General features: G+C 68.0%; 18 protein-coding genes. 12 read left to right on the top strand and 6 right to left on the bottom strand.

Going from position 1 to position 19,491, the window contains the following annotated elements:
• Positions 1-111 precede the first annotated feature (111 nt).
• Positions 112-1,080 carry a Bug family tripartite tricarboxylate transporter substrate binding protein gene (locus JTE92_RS07530; protein ID WP_063239082.1) on the bottom strand — a complete coding sequence of 323 codons (969 nt, stop codon included), beginning with the start codon at positions 1,078-1,080 and terminating at the stop codon, positions 112-114.
• Positions 1,081-1,110: 30 nt separating this feature from the next.
• Positions 1,111-2,610: an argininosuccinate lyase gene (gene argH, locus JTE92_RS07535; RefSeq protein WP_063239081.1), complete on the bottom strand. Its 1,500-nt coding sequence runs from the start codon at positions 2,608-2,610 to the stop codon at positions 1,111-1,113.
• Positions 2,611-2,735: 125 nt separating this feature from the next.
• Here argH and JTE92_RS07540 point away from each other — a divergent pair, with 125 nt between their 5' ends.
• Positions 2,736-3,614, top strand: coding sequence for a LysR substrate-binding domain-containing protein (locus tag JTE92_RS07540; protein WP_063239376.1), 879 nt, complete (start codon positions 2,736-2,738; stop codon positions 3,612-3,614).
• 14 nt (positions 3,615-3,628) lie between these two features.
• On the opposite strand, the gene JTE92_RS07545 is transcribed toward JTE92_RS07540, so the two are convergent.
• Positions 3,629-5,116, bottom strand: a complete 1,488-nt coding sequence (locus tag JTE92_RS07545; protein WP_063239080.1) for a PQQ-dependent sugar dehydrogenase — start codon at positions 5,114-5,116, stop codon at positions 3,629-3,631.
• Positions 5,117-5,188: 72 nt separating this feature from the next.
• Positions 5,189-5,740 (bottom strand): MarR family winged helix-turn-helix transcriptional regulator, encoded by a 552-nt coding sequence (locus tag JTE92_RS07550; protein WP_063239079.1) that lies wholly within the window; start codon positions 5,738-5,740, stop codon positions 5,189-5,191.
• A gap of 95 nt (positions 5,741-5,835) precedes the next feature.
• Between JTE92_RS07550 and JTE92_RS07555 the strand changes: the two genes are divergently transcribed.
• The 4 genes from JTE92_RS07555 (at position 5,836) to JTE92_RS07570 (ending at position 10,060) form a co-directional block, all read left to right on the top strand.
• On the top strand, positions 5,836-6,813 hold the full coding sequence (locus tag JTE92_RS07555) for a Bug family tripartite tricarboxylate transporter substrate binding protein (RefSeq protein WP_063239078.1): 978 nt from the start codon (positions 5,836-5,838) through the stop codon (positions 6,811-6,813).
• Between the two features lie 19 nt (positions 6,814-6,832).
• Positions 6,833-8,392: a sulfatase-like hydrolase/transferase gene (locus JTE92_RS07560; RefSeq protein ID WP_063239077.1), complete on the top strand. Its 1,560-nt coding sequence runs from the start codon at positions 6,833-6,835 to the stop codon at positions 8,390-8,392.
• Between the two features lie 57 nt (positions 8,393-8,449).
• The gene (gene rocF / locus JTE92_RS07565; protein ID WP_063239076.1) at positions 8,450-9,370 is read left to right on the top strand and encodes an arginase; all 921 of its coding nucleotides are present in this window, start codon (positions 8,450-8,452) and stop codon (positions 9,368-9,370) included.
• A 165-nt stretch (positions 9,371-9,535) separates the two neighbouring features.
• Positions 9,536-10,060 (top strand): host attachment protein, encoded by a 525-nt coding sequence (locus tag JTE92_RS07570; RefSeq protein ID WP_063239075.1) that lies wholly within the window; start codon positions 9,536-9,538, stop codon positions 10,058-10,060.
• 94 nt (positions 10,061-10,154) lie between these two features.
• Here the strand turns inward: JTE92_RS07570 and JTE92_RS07575 are convergent, their stop codons facing one another.
• Entirely contained in the window at positions 10,155-10,427 is a 273-nt protein-coding gene (locus tag JTE92_RS07575) for a hypothetical protein (RefSeq protein ID WP_147318608.1), read from the bottom strand.
• A 265-nt stretch (positions 10,428-10,692) separates the two neighbouring features.
• Positions 10,693-11,403, bottom strand: a complete 711-nt coding sequence (locus tag JTE92_RS07580; protein ID WP_063239073.1) for a GntR family transcriptional regulator — start codon at positions 11,401-11,403, stop codon at positions 10,693-10,695.
• Between the two features lie 183 nt (positions 11,404-11,586).
• Here JTE92_RS07580 and JTE92_RS07585 point away from each other — a divergent pair, with 183 nt between their 5' ends.
• The 7 genes from JTE92_RS07585 (at position 11,587) to gabD (ending at position 19,457) form a co-directional block, all read left to right on the top strand.
• Positions 11,587-13,263, top strand: coding sequence for a GMC family oxidoreductase (locus tag JTE92_RS07585; protein ID WP_063239072.1), 1,677 nt, complete (start codon positions 11,587-11,589; stop codon positions 13,261-13,263).
• An 86-nt stretch (positions 13,264-13,349) separates the two neighbouring features.
• Positions 13,350-14,258 (top strand): TauD/TfdA dioxygenase family protein, encoded by a 909-nt coding sequence (locus JTE92_RS07590; protein ID WP_063239071.1) that lies wholly within the window; start codon positions 13,350-13,352, stop codon positions 14,256-14,258.
• 70 nt (positions 14,259-14,328) lie between these two features.
• Positions 14,329-15,750: an aldehyde dehydrogenase family protein gene (locus tag JTE92_RS07595; RefSeq protein ID WP_063239070.1), complete on the top strand. Its 1,422-nt coding sequence runs from the start codon at positions 14,329-14,331 to the stop codon at positions 15,748-15,750.
• A gap of 169 nt (positions 15,751-15,919) precedes the next feature.
• A complete protein-coding gene (locus JTE92_RS07600) occupies positions 15,920-17,119 on the top strand; it encodes an AI-2E family transporter (protein WP_063239069.1) in 1,200 nt (399 codons plus the stop codon).
• A 131-nt stretch (positions 17,120-17,250) separates the two neighbouring features.
• Entirely contained in the window at positions 17,251-17,466 is a 216-nt protein-coding gene (locus JTE92_RS07605; RefSeq protein WP_063239068.1) for a hypothetical protein, read from the top strand.
• Positions 17,467-17,593: 127 nt separating this feature from the next.
• A complete protein-coding gene (locus tag JTE92_RS07610; protein WP_063239067.1) occupies positions 17,594-17,803 on the top strand; it encodes a DUF3079 domain-containing protein in 210 nt (69 codons plus the stop codon).
• A gap of 205 nt (positions 17,804-18,008) precedes the next feature.
• A complete protein-coding gene (gene gabD, locus JTE92_RS07615) occupies positions 18,009-19,457 on the top strand; it encodes an NADP-dependent succinate-semialdehyde dehydrogenase (protein ID WP_204620458.1) in 1,449 nt (482 codons plus the stop codon).
• Positions 19,458-19,491 lie beyond the last annotated feature (34 nt).

A 19,491-nucleotide genomic window follows, 5' to 3' on the forward strand; every position in this document is an offset into this window, starting at 1 on the left:
GGTTGCCGATCATCTTCGGCAGGGACTGCCACATTCTATGCCGCGGGCGACAGGCGCATCGCCATCATGCCGACATCCTGCAGGAAACCTGAACAGCCATGTACAGGGGGCTCAATCCAGCGTGATGTTCGCCTTCCTGATCACCTCGCTCCAGCGCTGGGTCTCGACGCGCACCAGCGCGGCATACTCGGCGCTGGTGCCGGGCATCGGGATGGCCCCCTGGGCTGCAAGGCCGTCGGCGGTTTTCTTCTCTTTCGCGATCTTGTTGATCTCGAGCGAGAGCTGGTCGACGATAGCCCTGGGCGTTCCCGCCGGCGCCAGCACCCCGGACCAGGAGTCGACCACGAGGTCAGCGATGCCGGCCTCCGCCATGGTGGGAACGTCCGGCAACGCGGCCACCCGTCGCGAACTCGCGACCGCCAGCGCGCGCATCTTCCCGCCCTGGATTTGCGGCAGCACATTGGGCAGGTTGACGAACATCAGGTCGATCTGCCCCGACATCAGGTCGACCGCCGCCGGGCCCGCGCCCTTGAACGGCACGTGTTCGAAGCTGGTGCCGGTCTTGTGCTGGAACAGCTCGCCGACCATCTGGTTGACGCTGCCGTTGCCTGCGGAGCCCATAAACAGCGGCTTGCCGCCGGACTTTGCGTAGGCGACGAAATCCTTGACGGTCTTCGCCGGCACCTTGTTCGAGACGACCAGCACATTCGGCACGGCGGCAAACAGCGCCACCTGCACAAAGTCCTTGCTTGCGTCGTACGGCAGCTTCCTGTAGATCAGCGGGTGGATGGACTGGTGGCTCGACGATGCGAGCAGCAGCGTATAGCCGTCGGGCGCGGACTTGGCGACCAGGTCCGCACCCAGCGTGCCGCCCGCACCGGGCTTGTTCTCCACGATGACCTGCTGGCCCAGGGTCTCGGACAGGCGCTGCGCCAGCACCCGGCCGATGAGGTTGACGGTGCCTCCCGCCGGGAACGGAACGATGAGGCGGATCGGCTTGTCCGGATAGGCGGCGGACGCGCCGGTGGCAACACAAGCCGCTGTAACGGCCGCGAGCAGTAACTTGGCGATGAGCTTCATGGTGCTTGGGCAGGAAGAAGGATGGATGGATCAGGCCGCTGCCAGGGCGGTGATATCGCGCTTCATCTGGTCGCGCGCCGCATCGAGGCGCTGCCGCGTCGACGTCACCGAAGCCAGCACGGTTTCAAGATGGGCGCGCTGGCGCTCGATGGCAAGGGTCACCTCCGCTGGCGCAGGACCGCCGTTGCCGCGCGAGTTGACGCTTTCAAGCGGGTCCAGGTACTGGCGCAGCTTGTCTTCGGGCCATTCGATCGCGCGGCCGATGACGTCCACCGCGGCGCGGTCGAGCATGGTGCTGGTCACCTCCCCCGCGGACTGGCCGGCATCCAGGGCCATGCGCACCAGGCCGCCCACGACGTGGTGAGCGTCGCGGAACGACAGTCCCGCGTCGGCGACGAGCCCGTCGGCCAGGTCCGTCGCCACGGAAAAGTCGAACCTGACCCGCTGCAGCATGGATTGCCGCTTCGGCTCCACGCTGCCGAGCACGAGCTTGAACAGCGACAGGCAGCGCGCCGTCTCCTCGCAGCACTCCCAGAAGCTGCGGATGCTCTCGCGGCTGCTGTCGCCGGTGTGCGTGAAGTGGGTGCCCTTGACCGCAATCAGCGCGGTCGTCAGCAGCCCGACGACATGGGCGCTCTTGCCGCGCAGGTATTCGAGCACCGCGGGATTCTTCTTCTGCGGCATGATGCTCGAGGTGCTCGCCACGCGGTCGGGAAAGGACAGCAGGCCGAACTCCGGCGTGGACCACACGTAGAAGTCCTGCGCCACCCGCCCCCATGTCAGCGCAACGATGGTCATGGCGGACATGGCCTCCCACGCGAAGTCGCGTGATGCCACCGCGTCCAGCGTGTTGTGCACCAGCGAGCCGAAGCCCAGCCCGGCCGCGGTCACGCGCCTGTCGATCGGGAAGCGCGTGCCGGCGAGCGCGCCGGCGCCCAGCGGCATGGCGTCGATGCGCGCCAGCGCCGCCTGCAGCCGGTCCATGTCCCGGCCCAGCGCCTCGGCCACCGCGCTCAGGTAGAAGCCGAAGGTGATAGGCTGCGCGGGCTGCAGGTGCGTGTAGCCAGGCATGACGGCATCGGCGAATTCACCGGCGCGTTGCAGCGCCACCGTGCGCACGCCGCCCAGCGCCTCGATGGTGTCGAGGACGATGCTGCGGGCGCGCATCCGGTCAATGGTCGCGGCGATGTCGTTCCGACTGCGCGCCATGTGCAGGCGGCCGCCGATGTCCCGGCCGCTCACTTCCATCAGCCGGGCTTCATAGTTGAAGTAAGGATCCTCTCGGGCAGGGTCCAGCGTCACCGCTTCGGGCCCCTCGGCTTCCATCCGCTGCAGTCCGCCGGCCAGCTGCCGTGCGACCTCCGGGGACACCAGGCCGGTCTTGTGCAGCATCAGCAGGTGCGCCTGGTTCACCTCGGTGAGGTAGATGAATTGCCTGGTGAAGTCGCGCGCAAGGCGCGGACCGTAAATGTGCTCGCAGATTTCCTGGGCAAGCGGCTCGTTGAGCCGGCGGCTGACTTTCGATTCCATGGTTCCGGATACGTTGTGTGGTGAACCCAGTATCGAAGCCAGCGGCATACCGGTCAAATGACAGATTCATGGGGGCGCATGCATTTTTGATATGGGCATCCGGCAATGCCTGTACCATTGCCGGCATGAACTTCAAGCAGATCGAGACCTTCCGCACCGTCATGCTGACCGGCTCCATGACCGTCGCGGCGAAGCAGCTGCATACGTCCCAGCCAAACGTCAGCCGCGTCATCGGCAAGCTCGAAGCGGAGCTTGGCTTCGAGCTGTTCGACCGGCTGCCGGGGCGCGTGGTGGCGACCAAGGGCGCCGAGGCGCTGTTCAGGGAAGTGGAGCGTGCCTTCGTCGGACTTGACAGCCTGAGCGACTCGGCGCGCGCCATCCGCGACGCCGGCATCGGCACGCTGCGCGTGGCGGCTGCCGCGTCGATATCGCTGAGCGTGCTGCCGCTGGCAGTCCGGCGCTTCAGCGAAAAATACCCGCAGGTACGCATCGTCTGCGACACCAGCGAGTCCTATGTGATCGCCAACTGGATCGCCACGCAGCACTGCGACATCGGCTTCGTCTCCAACATCGCCGACAAGCCAGGCGTCGTGGCGTCGGTCATACACACCGAAAGCGCCGTGTGCGTCGTGCCGGCGCGTCACCGGCTGGCGAAGAAGAAGCGGCTCGTCCCGGAGGACCTGGCCGGAGAGCGCTTTATTTCCCTGCCCGGCGGAAACACCTCGAGGCGTGCGATCGATGCCGTGTTCCGCGACGGGGACCGCATCATGGCGCTCGAAACGCCCTTCGCCGCGACGATCTGCAGGATGGTCAGCGAAGGCCTCGGCGTCAGCCTGGTGAACCCCATCGTCAGCCGGACGATGAGATTCCCAGGCGTGGTGGCCATCCCGTTCAAGCCCGACATCCCGTTCCGCAGCTACATGCTGCGCGCGCAGCTGGCGCCGCGCGACACGCACGTCAACCATTTCGCTGCCTGCATGCGAGCGGCCTTCGACGCGGTGTAACGCAGGGGCGAGGCCTACTGTCCGCCGACCGTCGCCTCGACCCGATACACCGCCCCGCTGGTCGCCGAAGCGCCTGCGTCCGCCAGCACATAGAGCGCCTGCGCGGCATCCACGCCAAAGGAATACACGCTGCCGGGGATCGTGACGTTCCAGTCGACCTGCTCGGCCGCGCCACCGTCGCGGAACACGAAGCTCGCCAGCCTGCCGGTGCACAGGTCCGCATGGAAGTAGCGTCCTTGCAGCGCCGCCAGCGCATTGCCCCGGTACACATAGCCGCCGACGATGGCGCAGCCGCCGGCATCATGGCCGTATTCGAACACCGGCAGCGTCAGCCCGGCCGTATCGCATGTGGCGGCACCCACGCACGCAGTGCCTTCCATGCGGTTCCAGCCATAGTTCAGTCCGCCGCTGGTGGCCGCCGCGACGTCGACTTCCTCGCGCTGGTCCTGGCCGACATCCGCGATATACAGCTGTCCGGCATCGAAGGCGAAGCGCCAGGGGTTGCGCAGTCCGTATGCCCAGATTTCGCCGCGCCTGCCGGACTGGCCAGCGAACGGATTGCCGGCGGGAATGCCGTAGGGCTGGCCGGACGCGCCGCTGACATCGATGCGCAGCACTTTGCCGAGCAGCACGCCAAGGTTCTGCGCATTGCCGGACGGATCGCCCCCGCCGCCGCCATCGCCGGTGCCGACATAGAGCATCCCGTCGGGGCCGAACGCCAACTGGCCGCCGTTGTGGTTCTGGAAGTTGCTGTGCGGGATCGACAGCAACACCGTAGCAGCCGTGTCGGCAACGTCGGGATTACCCGCGGAAACCTGGTAGCGCGCGACGGTGATGGCGCCGTTGTTATCGGTGTAGTAGACGTAGAAGCGGCCGTTGCCCGCATAGGCCGGGTCGAATGCCATCGACAGCAGGCCGCGCTCGCCGTCGGTGGTGGTCAGCGCATCGATGTCGAGGAAGGGCGTGGCCAGCAGCGCGCCGTTGCGCACGATGCGGATGCGTCCGGCGCGCTCCACGATGAACAGGCGCGCGTCGCTCGCCGGCGCGGTGAGATAGATCGGCTCGGCCAGGCCACCTGCCACTTGCGTCAGCGACAGGCGCACCGGCTGTGGCGAACCATAGACGACGCTTGCCGTGGCGCCCGCGCCGGTGCCGACGCTCACCGACTGGGCCGGCGGCTGCGGCTGGTACTGGCTGGTCCCGGCGAGCACGTCGGCGGCGCTGACGGTATAGGTGCCGGTGGCAAGGTTGGACAGCGTTGTCGACCGGGCGACGGCCTGGCGGTATTCCCCCGGACCGGTCACCGTGACCGCGGCCGGCGTGCCGGACGGCAGGCCGGTTACCGTCAACGACAGCGCTCCCGGGCCTGCGCCGCTACCGCCAGCGCTGCCGGAACTGCCCGCATCGCCACCGCCGCCACCGCCGCCACCGCCGCACGCCGCCAGGCCCAGGCAGCAGGCAAGGAACCATTGGCACAGCGAAGATCGTAGTGAGACTGACATGATGCGCTCCTGCCACCCCGGCGCCCGCAGCCACGCAAGAACCGCTCCTTGCCGCGGCAACCTTCGCCTGCCCTATCCCTTGCCAGCGCGCCACACCTGCAGCGGATCCCAGGCCGGCGCGGCGTCGTCCGGCTGCGGCAAGGCCTGCGCCTCTGCCATCATGGCCTCGGCCCGCGCCTGCAGCTTGTCCAGGCAGCGCGACAGCATGCGCGCCTCTTCGGCGCTCAGGCATGCGACCAGTTCCTGGTTGAAGGCACGGGCCTGCCCAAAAGCGGCGCGGTAAACCGCCTGACCCTCCGCTGTCAGCGTGAACGCCGCGGCGCGCCGGTCCTGGGCGCGTGCCTCGCGCCGCACCAGGCCGCGTTCGACCAGCGCGTGGACGGCCCGGCTGGCCAGCACCTTGTCCAGGCCCGCGCTTTGCGCCAGCTCGGTCAGCCGCGTGCCCGGCTGCTCGCCCAGAAAGGCAATCATGCGCCATTCGCGCCGGGTAACGCCAGCCCGGGCGCGCAGGTGCAGCCCGGCTCCCCCCAGCGCCACGCGGTTCAGGTGATAGAGCCGGTAGTTGATGAAATCGCTTAGCCGTCTGGGCCGCTGCAGCCGGCTGCCGCCGTCGTCATGTGCCATGACTCACCCGTCGAATTAGTTGACTTTGTCAATTATATCGACGGGTGTTAACGTGCCACCCATACCAAATGACAGCCCCTGAAGAGGAGACATCCGTGAGCCCCCGCCACTGCCTTCCCCGCCTTGCCGCCTGCTTGGCGGCCATTGCCACCGCCTGGGCGATGCCTGCCGGCGCGCAGTCAGAGCGCCCGCTGCGCATCCTGGTCGGCTACCCCGCTGGCGGCACCGCTGACCTGGCCGCGCGCCTGGTCGGCGACAAGCTGCGCGAGACGCTGAATCAGAACGTAGTGGTGGAAAACAAGCCGGGCGCCGGTGGCCGCCTGGTGATGGACTATGCGCGCACGCAGCCGGCCGATGGCCATACGCTGGTGGTGGCCAATTCGGCGGTGATGACGATAGCGCCGCTGGTCTACCGCAAGCTCAACTACGACATCCAGCGCGACTTTGTCCCGGTGGCCCAGGCGGCCAATTTCCAGCTGGCACTGGCCGCCGGCCCGGGCAGCCCGGCGCGCACGCTCAAGGACTACGTGGCCTGGCTCAAGGCCGGCCCGCAGAACAACTCCTATGCCTCGCCGGCGCTGGGCAGCATCCCGCATTTCTTCGGGCTGATGATCGGCAAGCAGGTTGGCGTGGAGATGCTGCACGTGCCGTTCAACGGCTCCGCCCCACTGATGAGCGCGCTGGTGGGCGGGCAGGTGCCGGCCTCGGTCGATACGCTGGCCGACCTGACCGAGACGCACCGTGCCGGCAAGGTGCGCGTGCTGGCCACTTCCGGTACGCAGCGCTCGGTGGCGCTGCCCGATGTGCCGACCTTCACCGAACTTGGCTACAAGGGCATCGAGGGCGAAGGCCGCTACGGCGTGCTGGCGCCCGCCGGCACGCCGCGCCCGGTGCTGGACAAGCTCAACGCCGCCATCGTCAAGGCGGTGCAGTCGCCCGACCTGCGCGACAAGTTCCTGAAGCTGGGACTGGAACCCGCCACCGGCACGGCCGACGCGTTTTCCGGCGTGCTGAAGGCGGACGCTGCCAGGTGGGCGCCGGTGGTGAAAGCCTCAGGCTACACCGGCGACTGACAAGCCGCAGCGAACCACCATGCCGATCCGCAATACCTTGTTCATCATGTGCGACCAGTTGCGCCGCGACCACCTGGGCTGCTACGGGCATCCCGCGCTGCGCACGCGCAATATCGACGCACTGGCCGCGCGCGGCGTGCGTTTCGACCGCGCCTTTGTCACGTCCGGCGTCTGCGGCCCCAGCCGGATGAGCTTCTACACCGGCCGCTACGTCAGCAGCCACGGCGCAACCTGGAACCGCGTGCCGCTGTCGATCGGAGAGGTCACGCTGGGCGAATACCTGAAGGACAGCGGCCGCGCGCTTGCGCTGGCAGGCAAGACCCACGTGATGCCCGACAACGCCAACCTGAAGCGCCTGCACCTCGACGGCGGCGCCGAACTGGCGACGCTCCTGCGCAGCGGCCATTTCATCGAGGTCGACCGCCACGACGGTCATCATGCCGAGCCGCGCAGTGCCTATGCCGACTGGCTGCGCCGGCAGGGCTACAACAGCGCCGACCCATGGACCGACTACGTCATCAGCGCCGAGAACGCGCAAGGCGAAATCGTCTCGGGCTGGCACATGCGCAATGCCGGCCTGCCCGCGCGCGTGGCAGAGCCGCATTCCGAGACCGCCTACACTGTCGACCAGGCCATGCAATACATCGGCGCGCGCGGCGACGAGCCGTGGGTGCTGCACCTGTCACTGGTCAAGCCGCACTGGCCCTATCTGGCGCCTGCGCCCTATCACGCCGCGTACCAGCTAGACGACTGCCTGCCGCTGCGCCGCCATGCCGCCGAACTGGAGGACCCGCATCCGGTACTGTCGGCGTACCGCACGCAGGAGGAATGCGCCAACTTCATGCGCCAGGAAGTGTCGGATACGGTGCGCCCCGCCTACCAGGGCCTGATCCAGCAGATCGACGACCGCCTCGGCCTGCTGTGGGACCAACTGGAACGGCTAGGCCGCTGGCAGGACACGCTGATCGTCTTTACCGCCGACCATGGCGACTTCCTCGGCGATCACTGGCTGGGCGAGAAGGAGCAGTTCTATGACACCGTGCAGAACGTGCCGCTGATCGTCTACGATCCCTCACCCGAGGCCGATGCCACCCGCGGCAGCGCGCAGCAGGACATGGTGTCGGCGGTCGACGTGGTGCCGACGGTGCTCGACGCTCTGGGGCTGCCGCCGGCCGGCCATCGCATCGAGGGCCGCTCGCTGCTGGACCTGACCCGCGCGCGCGATGCGGGCGGCTGGCGCGATTTCGTGGTCTCGGAACTCGACTACGCCTACCGCGGCGCACGAGTCGCGCTGGGTCGCCACCCGGGCCAATGCCGCGCCTGGATGGTGCGGGACGCGCGCTGGAAATACGTCCACTGGCAGGGCTTCCGGCCGCAGCTGTTCGACCTGGATAACGATCCGGACGAGTATTTCGACCTGGGCGCCGACCCCGGCCATGAGGCCATGCGCACCGCCATGCGGCTGCGGCTGCTGGACTGGTTCTGCACGCTCAAGCCCCGCGTGACCGTGACCAACGAGGAAGTCGCGGCCAAGACTAACGTGTACAAGCAGGCCGGCGTGTTCTTCGGCGTGTGGTGAGCCCGGCAGGTACGGAACCTGCGAACGCATGGGCGTCCGCACTCACCGCACCCCGCCATGAAACCTGTCACGCTGATTGGCGCCCCCACCGACGTCGGGGCCGGCACGCGCGGCTGCTCGATGGGCCCGGAGGCGCTGCGCGTCGCCGGCCTGGCGCAGGCGCTGGCACGCAACAACCTGCAGGTCGAGGATGCCGGCAACCTGGTTGGCCCCGCCAATCCGGGGCAACCGCCGCAGGACGGCATGCGCCACCTCGACGAAGTCGTGGCGTGGAACCGTGCCGTGTATGACGCGTGCCTGGGCACGCTGCAGGCGGGCCGGCTGCCGCTGCTGATGGGCGGCGACCATTGCCTGGCGATCGGCTCGGTCAGCGCCGCCGCGCGCCATTGCCGCGACACCGGCAAGACCCTGATGGTGCTGTGGCTCGATGCGCACGCCGATGCCAATATCGGCACTACCACGCCCACCGGCAACATGCACGGCATGCCGGTGGCATGCCTGTGCGGACACGGTCCGGCACCGCTGACCACCCTGGCCGGCCCGGCGCCGGCGGTAGCGCGCAGCGCGATCCGGCAGATCGGCATCCGCAGCGTCGATGCGGAGGAAAAACGCCGCCTGCACGAATTGCAGCTGGCGGTGTACGACATGCGCTACATCGACGAGAACGGCATGCGCCACACCATGCAGCAGGCGCTGGCCGGCATCGACGCGCAGACGCACCTGCACGTCAGCTTCGACGTGGATTTCCTGGACTGCGTGATCGCGCCTGGCGTGGGCACCACCGTGCCGGGCGGGCCGACCTACCGCGAAACCCAGCTCTGCATGGAAATGATCGCCGATACCGGCCGGCTGGCATCGCTCGACGTGATGGAGTTGAATCCAGCCTGCGACGTGCGCAACCAGACCGGGCAACTGGCGGTGGACCTGGTGGAAAGCCTGTTCGGAAAATCGACGCTGTGGCGTCCGCCGCCCGCCTGAAAAAGTTGCACGGCGTGCCTGTCGATACTGCAACGCCATGCCGCTTACGGCACCCGGGCGCCCGCGAGGCGCGCGAACCGGCGCTGCCGGGGCCGGCGACCGGTGGCGCACCCCTTGCAACACCGATAATCAGGCCCACCGTTCGGGCCGGCAACCGGAGCGATCATGAAGAACATCTGGATCCTGGTGGCGGACGAATCCGTCGCCCGCGTCTTTGCCTCGCATGCAGACGCCGCCCCGCTGGCGGTGGTCGAAGAGATTACCGATGCCGCTGCGCACGCCGACCGCGCCGACCTGCGCCGCGATGCCTACGGCCGCCGCGGCCAGGCCGCCTCGCAGGGCGATGCCGGTCATCCCGGCGCACACCAGGTCGGCCCGTCCACGGTGACGTCGTCCGCGGGCGAGGACGAACTGCACCAGGAAGCGCAGCTGTTCGCGCACCGCGTCGCGGATTTCCTGGCCGACGCCCGCAACAAGCAGCGCTATGAAGAACTCGTGCTGATCGCGGCGCCGCGCTTCCTGGGGCTGCTGCGCAAGACCTTGCCCGCAGCCGTCACCGACGTGGTGACGCGCGAGATCGACAAGGACTTTATCCACGTGCCCAACAACGACCTGCAGCAACGGCTGGCCGACGAGGGCGTGGTGCCTGCGCGCCGCGACGAGCGCGTGAATACCGGCAGGGACCGCTGAGGACGGGAAACGCGCCACGGCAGCGCGGCCACAGAAACGCGCCACGGCAATGCGGCCGCCGCACTCGCATGCGGTCGGCCGCGTGTCGCGTGTCTTAACGCGCCGTACCCGAACCGCTGGCCGAGCCGCTGGAGCCGCTGGACGTGCCGCCAGGGCTGGTGGTGCTGGTCGCGCCGGACGTGCCGCTGGAAGTGCTGGAACTCGGCGAGCCATAGCCGCTGTGGCCGCTGTGGCCGCGGCTCTGTTCGGACACCGAGCCGGAACCCGACAGCGATCCCGATCCGCTGGTGCTGCCGGTCGCGGTGCAGCCAGCCAGGATGCCGAGCGAGGCGAGCAATGCAATGCCGATGCGTAGCGTCGTTTTCATGTGGTCCTCCGTCTTGCAGGTTGCGACCGGGCCTTGCATCGACGCAGAACCGGCCGGCGAGCGCGCTGGAATCGCCGCTCCGCTGCGTTATGACGCAACTGACGTACCAGTAGCGGCGCAGCGATGCCGGTAGTGGGCTGCCGTTGCCGAGGCGGCGCCGGGAAAGGACCTGTCTGCGGGCTTGCTGCAGTAAGAAGTGCGCGGCGCACGTAAAGCTTACCGCGGCCGGGCGTTGGTGTAGTTCGGCGCTTACAGAAAAACGGTCCTAGCGCCTGAGCGTCCATTTGTAGGCGTAGCGGTCCGGGCGGAACAGCAGTTCCGCGCAGAGCAGCGGCGTGCCATCGATGTCGTACGGCGTGCAACGCAGCCGCAGCAGCGGCTCGCCCTCGGCGATGCCCAGCCGCCTGGCCACTTCGGCCGGCGCGGCTACTGCGCTCGCCTCCATCGTCGATTCCTTGAAGCGGTAGCCGAGCCGGCTTTCGAGCACCGACATCGCGTCATTGGTCTCCAGGTCTTCCTGCACCAGCCGACGCATCAGCGGCTCGCGCCCAAGCAGCGTGAAATACGCCACCGGCGCATCGTCCCAGAAGCGCACGGTCGACACGCTCAACACCTTCTCGGCGGGCTCCAGGTCGAGCACGCGCGTCACGAATGCCGGGGCGCGAACCAGCTTGACCGACGCCAGCTTGCCGTATGCCAGCTGGCCGCGCGCACGGGCGGTCTCGTAGAAGCCAGTCAGCGCACCAAGGCTCGGCGTGTCGGTCGGGCGCGTGACGAAGCTGCCCTTGCCATTGACCTTCTCGATCAGCCCGGCATTGTGCAGGCCAGACAACGCCTGGCGCACGGTGATCCGGCTCACGGCGAACTCCATCATCAGCTCGGCCTCTGACGGCAGCTTGGCACCCGGACCCAGCTGGTTGCGGACGATCCGCTCCCGGATCTCGTTCTCGATTTCCTTGAATCTTGGCAGCGCCACGTTGTGTTCCGCCTGGCGGCGGCTCCGATGCGGGGGATCAGGGATTATACCTATCATGACAGGTCAGGCTGCAAACCCGGTTGACCTGTTATAACAGGTAATGGCAGTATCGCATCGCCAGCGCATGCCAGCGCCCCCGACTTCCCCAACGACCTTGCATGCGGGCGACTCAGGAGACACACAGTGCATACCCACGCAACACCAGGCGCCGCCCGCGCGACGGCGGATTTTGACTACATCGTGATCGGGGCGGGTTCGGCGGGCTGCGCCGTGGCGGCAAGGCTGGCGGAAGACCGTGGCGCGACCGTGGCGCTGCTCGAGGCCGGACCGCACGACCACCATTTCTCGGTCTGGGCGCCCATCGGCTTTTCCAACACCGTTCCCAAGGCCGGGCCGCGCAACTACGCGTACTACACCGAACCGCAGGCCGGACTGAACGGCCGGCGCTCTTACCAGCCGCGGGGGCGCGGCCTGGGCGGCAGTTCATCGATCAACGCCATGCTCTACGTGCGCGGCCATCGCAACGACTACGATGACTGGGCGGCACTGGGTTGCAAGGGCTGGGGCTTCGACGACGTGCTGCCCTACTTCCGCCGCAGCGAGCACAACGCGAGGCTGGCCAACGATCCCCTGCACGGCAGCGACGGTCCGCTGCATGTCAGCGACCTGCGCTCGCCCAACCCGTTCTCGCAGCGCTTCGTCGAAGCGTCGCTGCAGGCCGGCATGGCGCCCAATGCCGATTTCAACGGACCGACGCAGGAAGGTGCCGGCCTGTACCAGGTGACACAGCACAACGGCGAACGCTGGAACACGGCGCGCGCCTACCTGCATCGCGGCGATGCCGCGGACAAGGCCCTCAACGGCGGCCGCAGCGGCCTGTCGGTGCTGACCGGCGCGCAGGCGCTGCGGATCCTGTTCGAGGGCCGGCGCGCCACCGGCGTGGAGATCGTGCGCAACGGCGAGAAGCAGGTGCTGCGCGCGCGGCGCGAGATCGTGCTCAGCACGGGAGCCTTCAACTCGCCGCAGCTGCTGATGGCTTCGGGCATCGGCCCGGCGGCACAGCTGCGCGGCCTCGGCATCGACGTGGTCCACGACCTGCCCGGCGTGGGCGAAAACCTGCAGGACCACCTCGACATCATCGTCAACAAGCAACTGCACTCGACCGACCTGTTCGGGCAGACCGCCAGCGGGCTGCTGCGCATGGCCGGCGAGGTCATGCGCTACCGGCGCCACCGCACGGGCATGGTCACGTCCAACTTCGCCGAGGCCGGCGCGTTTCTCCGCAGCCGTCCCGAGCTTTCCATCCCCGATGTGCAACTGGTGTTCGTGGTCGCGCTGGTCGGCAACCGCAACATGGAAAAGCGCAGCAAGCTCGGCCACGGCTATTCGTGCCATGCCTGCGTGCTGCGCCCGAAGAGCCGCGGCCACGTGCGCCTGCGCAGTGCGGACATGCGCGACGCGCCGCTGATCGACCCGCGCTTCCTGTCCGCGCAAGAGGACATGGCCGGCATGGTGGCCGGCGTGCGCGCCATCCGCCGCATCTTCGCCCAGCCGGCGCTGGCGCAATACGGGGGCCGTGAACTGCTGACCGACGACTTTGGCCCGGACAACGGCAACGAAGACGCCATCCGCCATTTCGTCCGCGCGCACGCGGACACCGTCTACCACCCGGTCGGCACCTGCAAGATGGGCATCGACGGCATGGCGGTCGTCGATCCCGAACTGCGCGTGCGTGGCATCGACGGGCTGCGCGTCGCCGATGCCTCGGTGATGCCGACGCTGGTCGGCGGCAACACCAATGCGCCCGCGATCATGATCGGCGAGAAGGCCGCCGACCTGATCAAGGCCTCGGCCCGCTGAAAACCCGTCGCCGCCTGGCCCGTCCGGGCGGCGAACTGCATCCGCAACAGCCACCCAGACGATAACCAACACCAAGGAGACAACACATGCAAGCCACCGCCCTGACCCTCAGCCCGGACGCGTTCCGCGCGCAAGACCCGGCCTCCTGGCCGTTCACCGTGCGCCGCTGCACGCCCACCATCGGCGCCGAAGTCGAAGGCATCGATTTCCGCGAAGCCCTGGATGACGCCACCTACCTGGCGCTGCGCGCCGCGCTGCTGACGCACAAGGTGCTGTTCTTCCGCAAGCAGGCGATCACGCCTGCGCAGCACGTGGCGGTCGCGCGCCGCTTCGGCGAGCTCGAAGTGCATCCGATGTTCACCAACCATCCAGAGCATCCCGAGCTGGTGGTGTTCGGCCGCGACGGCGAAAAGCGCGGGCGCGAGAACCTGTACCACTCCGATGTGTCCTGGCGCGAGATTCCCTCGATGGGCTCGATGCTGCGCTGTATTACCTGCCCCGAGGTGGGCGGCGACACCATCTGGATCAACATGGCCGCGGCCTATGAAAAGCTGCCCGAGGACGTGAAGTCGCGCATTGCCAACCTGAAGGCGGTCCATGACGCGATGCCCGCCTTCGGCGCCGCGCTGTCCGAGGAAAAATATGCAGAAATGCGCGCCAAATACCCGCCGATGGTGCACCCGGTGGTGCGCACCCATCCGGAAACGGGCGAGAAGATCCTTTTCATCAACGAAGCCTTCACCACGCATTTCGCCAACTTCGTGAAGGAACAGGCCTACCGCATCGGCTCGGACTATCGCCCGGCCGAACTGGACCTGCTGCAATACCTGTACCGCCAGGCGGCGGCGCCCGAATACCAGGTGCGCCTGCGCTGGCAGCCCGACACCATCGCCCTGTGGGACAACCGCTCGACGCAGCACTACGCGGTGCAGGACTACTTCCCCGCCGTGCGCCACATGAACCGCGCCACCATCATCGGCGACCGTCCGGTATGAGCGGCCCGTCACCATCGATTTCCCCATCGATTTCCCATCGATTTTTCCATCGACCTGCGAGGCAAACCCGATGAAACTCGTCGACAAGTTCTATATCAACGGCCAGTGGGTGCAACCCGCGCCGGGCGCGACCCAGGCCGATCTCATCGATCCGGCCACCGAGTCGGTGGCCGGCAAGATCGCCATGGGCACGGGTGCAGACGTGGACCATGCGGTAGCCGCAGCGCGCGCCGCCTTCCCGACGTGGTCGGCGTCCACGCGCGAGGACCGCATCGCCCTGCTCGAGCGCATCATGGCCGCATACCAGGCGCGCCTTGGCGACCTGGCGCAGGCGGTGCGGCAGGAGATCGGCGCGCCGATCTCCGTCGCCACCAACCTGCAGGCCGCGATCGGCCTGGCGCAACTGCAGGCCACGGTGCAGGCGCTGCGCGAGTTCGAATTCGAAAGCCAGCGCGGCAAGAGCTATCTGCTGCGCGAAGCCATCGGCGTGGCGGCGCTGATCACGCCCTGGAACTGGCCGCTGAACCAGATCGCCGCCAAGGTGGCGCCGGCGCTGGCGGCGGGCTGCACCGTGGTGCTCAAGCCGTCGGAAATCGCGCCGCTCGATGCGCAGATCTTTGCCGAGATCATGGATGCCGCCGGCACGCCGCCGGGCGTATTCAACATGGTCTTTGGCGAGGGCCGCGTGGTCGGCACGGCGCTGTCGGCGCACCGCGATGTCGACATGGTCTCGATCACCGGTTCGACGCGCGCCGGCGTCGAGGTGGCGGTCAGCGCCGCGCCCACGGTCAAGCGCGTGACGCAGGAACTGGGCGGCAAGTCGCCGCTGGTGATCCTGGACGACGCCGACCTGCAGGCCGCCGTGACCAGCGGCGTCGCCCAGGTGATGCTGAATTCCGGGCAGACCTGCATCGCGCCGACCCGCATGCTGGTGCCGCGCGCGCAGTACGAACAGGCGGTGCAGATTGCCGCCGCGGTGGCCAACGCGGTCACGGTGGGCGACCCCACCGATGCGCAGACCAAGATGGGGCCAATCTCGAACCGCGCCCAGTACGAGAAGGTGCAACGGCTGATCGGCATCGGCATCGAGGAAGGGGCGCGCGTGGCCGCCGGTGGCCCGGGCCGTCCGGACGGGCTGGCGCAAGGGTTCTATGCCCGCCCGACCGTCTTCGCCGACGTGCGCAACGACATGGCCATTGCGCGCGAGGAGATCTTCGGGCCGGTCGTGTGCATACTGCCTTACGACACCGAGGACGATGCCGTGGCCATCGCCAACGATACCGAGTTCGGCCTGGCGGCGTACATCGCGTCGTCCAGCCCCGAGCGCGCCCGCAAGCTGGCCGCGCGCCTGCGTGCCGGCAGCGTGCGCATCAATGGCGCATCGATGGACATCTCGGTGCCGTTCGGCGGCTACAAGGCCTCGGGCAACGGTCGCGAGTTCGGCCCGGAAGGCATTGCCGAGTATCTCGAAACCAAGACCGTCACTGGCTGACCGCCGTTAGGGCCCGGCCCGGCTGCGCTTTAGCGGCCTTGCCGGGGCGGGGGCGAGCCTCTTACCGCCCTTGTCTGACACCAGCAGTCGGCGGCGTCCGACAGCCACGCACCACCGGGGGGCTATCTTTCATAGACAGCGCCAGGCCTTTTTGCCGAAGCGCGTGGCTATGCCGACCGTTCCCGACCCCGCTTCCTCCCCGATGCCGCATGCCGAGCCGTCCGCTGCTGCCGAAGTAGCCGGGCCGGCTGCGCCCGCCGACGCCCCGATGGTGGCAGTCGCGCCGGCCACGGTGTCCGCGGCGCTGCAGCGTGCCAGCACGGCGCTGGTCGTGCTGGCAGTGCTGTTTTCGCTCTATGCGGTGCATCTCGCCCGCGATTTCCTCGTGCCGGTGGTGATCGCGATCGTGCTCGCCTATTTGCTCGACCCGCTGGTGTCCGCGCTGCAGCGGCTGGGCATGCCGCGCGTGGCGGCCGGCACCGTGGTGCTGCTGGCGCTGCTGTGCGCGCTGCTCAGCGGCGCCTACCTGCTGCAAGGCCAGGTGGAGTCCATCATCAACAGCCTGCCCGAGGCCGCCAGCAAGCTGTCGCGCTCGGTCGGTGCCCTGCTGAGCGGCGACGACTCGATGTGGCAGAAAGTCCGGCGCGCCGCCACCGTGCTCAGCGGCGCCGGGCAGCCGCCGCCGGTGCGCGTGCCGCACGTGGTGGTGGACCACTCGGGCGACCAGATCAACACCATGCTGGTGGCCGGTTCGGTGAGCATCTTCACCATGGCCGGCCAGGCGGTGGTGGTGGTGTTCCTGCTGTATTTCCTGCTGCTGGCGGGCGACACCTTCAAGCGCAAGTTCATCAAGATGGTCGGCAATACCATCTCCGAAAAGAAAATCAGCGTACACATGCTGGACGAGGTCAACCGCTCGATCCAGCGTTACATGGGCATGCTGCTGGTGACCAACGCGGCGCTGGGCGCCTGTACCTGGCTGCTGCTGAAATGGCTGGGGGTCAATAACGCCGGCAGCTGGTCGCTCGCCGCGGCGGCGCTGCACCTGGTGCCCTACTTTGGCGCGATGGCGATCGCGGTGTGCCTGGGCATGGTGACGTTCATGCAGTTCGGCACGCTGGGCATGGCCGCGGCAGCGGCGGGCGGCTCGCTGTTGATCGCCACGCTGATCGGCTCGCTCGTCACCACCTGGATGACCGGGCGCATGGCCAGGATGAATGCCGTCGCGGTGTTCGTGGCGCTGCTGCTGTTCACATGGCTGTGGGGCGTGTGGGGCATGCTGCTGGCCATTCCGCTGATCACCATTGCCAAGGTCGTGGCCGATCATATCGAAGGGCTGGAAGTGGTGGCGGAGTTCCTTGGCGAATAGTCGGTTCGCTTTCCCACGTGCCGGCTCAACACCGGTCTCGGACTCGCGCACCCTTGTGCATCTATACTCAATCTACGGATGCTGCACCACAGCATTTTCCCTGCTGCGGAATTCGTGCTGGAGGACCCAACATGCCTTTTTGCGACCTTTGCCTGTCGCAACTGGACCGGCCGGGCCATTTCCCGCCACACGCGGGCTTGCTGAAGTCGGCGACGCTGCGCACCAGCAGCGGCCAGAACGCCTTTGTGTACCGCTGCGGCGCTTGCGGCGAAAGCCTGCTGCTGGCTTCGGCCGACGGCGAGGCGCCGGACCGCTGGACACGACTGGACACCGATGGCTGGCGCTGAGGCTGGAGCCGGCGCAATCGGCAAGTCAGCGCTCGGCTTCGGCCCGCCTTGATCTTGGGCAAATCTGTATTGGTTGGGGGGCCAGATAATTGGCGCAAGCGAGCCCTTTCCGCCCGCCAACCACGCCATGGCCAAGAAATTTCCGCTGCACCCAAGCCATCCCGAGCGCGTCTGCTGGGGTTGCGACAAATACTGCCCGACCGACGCCATGGGATGCGGCAACGGCTCCAGCCGGACGCAGCATCCCATCGAACTGCTTGGCGACGACTGGCTCGAGTATGGCGACTGGGGCATCGAGGCCCCGGACGCCCCCGCGCGCGGACCCGCCCCGGCCTGACCGGTCCGCATCACGGCCTTCACGCATCCGTCCTGCTTCGCGCGGGACGCCCTGGTACATGCCGGGTCTTTCCCAGTCACAGGCTCCGTACGGCTTTCACGCGTTCACGCGGCGGCAGGAACCACGACGCGGGCGGGATTACAATCGCCTTCAGGCTATCCAGCCCTTCCGCATACCGCCCCCACAGCCCCCCACCGGAACCATCATGCTGAACCTCCAGGATTCCTCGCTGCTGCGGCAGCAGTGCTATATCGACGGCCGCTGGATCGATGGCGAGCGCCGCATCGACGTGACCAACCCCGCCACCGGCGAACGCGTCGGCCAGGTGCCGCAGCTGGGCGCCGACGAGACCCGCCAGGCCATCGAAGCCGCCAACCGCGCGTGGCCAGCGTGGCGCGCGCGCACCGCCAAGGAACGCTCGGCGCTGCTGCGCAAGTGGTTCGAGCTGATCCTGGCCAACCAGGAAGACCTGGCACGCATTATGACCGCCGAGCAGGGCAAGCCGATTGCCGAGGCGCGCGGCGAGATCGCCTACGCCGCGTCGTTCATCGAATGGTTCGCCGAGGAAGGCAAGCGCGTCTACGGCGATACCATTCCCGCGCCGGTCAGCAGCCAGCGCATCGTCGTGACCAAGGAGCCGGTCGGTGTCTGCGCCGCCATCACGCCGTGGAACTTCCCCGCGGCGATGATCACGCGCAAGGCCGGCCCGGCGCTGGCGGTCGGCTGCACCATGGTGCTCAAGCCCGCGTCGCAGACGCCGCTGACCGCACTGGCGCTGGTGGCGCTGGCCGAGCGTGCCGGCATCCCGGCCGGCGTGCTGTCGGTGGTGACCGGCTCGGCCAGTGCCATCGGCGGCGAGATGAGCGGCAACCCGCTGGTGCGCAAGCTGACCTTCACCGGCTCGACCGAAGTGGGCCGCGTGCTGATGGCGCAGACCGCGTCGACCATCAAGAAGGTGTCGATGGAGTTGGGCGGCAACGCGCCCTTCATCGTGTTCGACGATGCCGACCTCGACGCCGCGGTGGAAGGCGCGATCGTGTCGAAGTACCGCAACGCCGGCCAGACCTGCGTCTGCGCCAACCGCATCTATGTACAGGCGGGCGTGTATGACGCCTTTGCGCAGAAGCTGGTGGCGGCAGTTGCGGCGCTCAAGGTCGGCAATGGCATGGAGGATGGCGTGCGCATCGGCCCGCTGATCGACGACAAGGCGGTGACCAAGGTGGAGGAGCACATCGCCGACGCCGTCGGCAAGGGCGCGCGCGTGCTGCATGGCGGCCAGCGCCACGCGCTCGGCCATTCGTTCTTCCAGCCGACCGTGCTGGCCGATGTCGCGCCCGGCATGCTGGTCGCGCGCGAGGAGACCTTCGGCCCGCTGGCGCCGCTGTTCCGCTTCGACACCGAGGATGAGGTCGTGGCCATGGCCAACGATACCGAGTTCGGCCTGGCCAGCTACTTCTATGCGCGCGACCTGGGCCGGGTCTGGCGCGTGTCCGAACGGCTGGAGTACGGCATGGTCGGCGTCAATACCGGCCTGATCTCGAACGAGGTGGCGCCTTTCGGCGGCGTCAAGCAGTCCGGCGTCGGCCGCGAGGGCTCGCACTACGGCATCGAGGACTACCTGGTGATCAAGTACACCTGCATGGCAGGGATCTGAAGCCGCGGCGGCGCAGCGCCTGGCGTGACCAGCG

Source organism: Cupriavidus oxalaticus, assembly GCF_016894385.1.
In the GTDB taxonomy this organism is placed as follows: Bacteria; Pseudomonadota; Gammaproteobacteria; order Burkholderiales; family Burkholderiaceae; genus Cupriavidus; species Cupriavidus oxalaticus.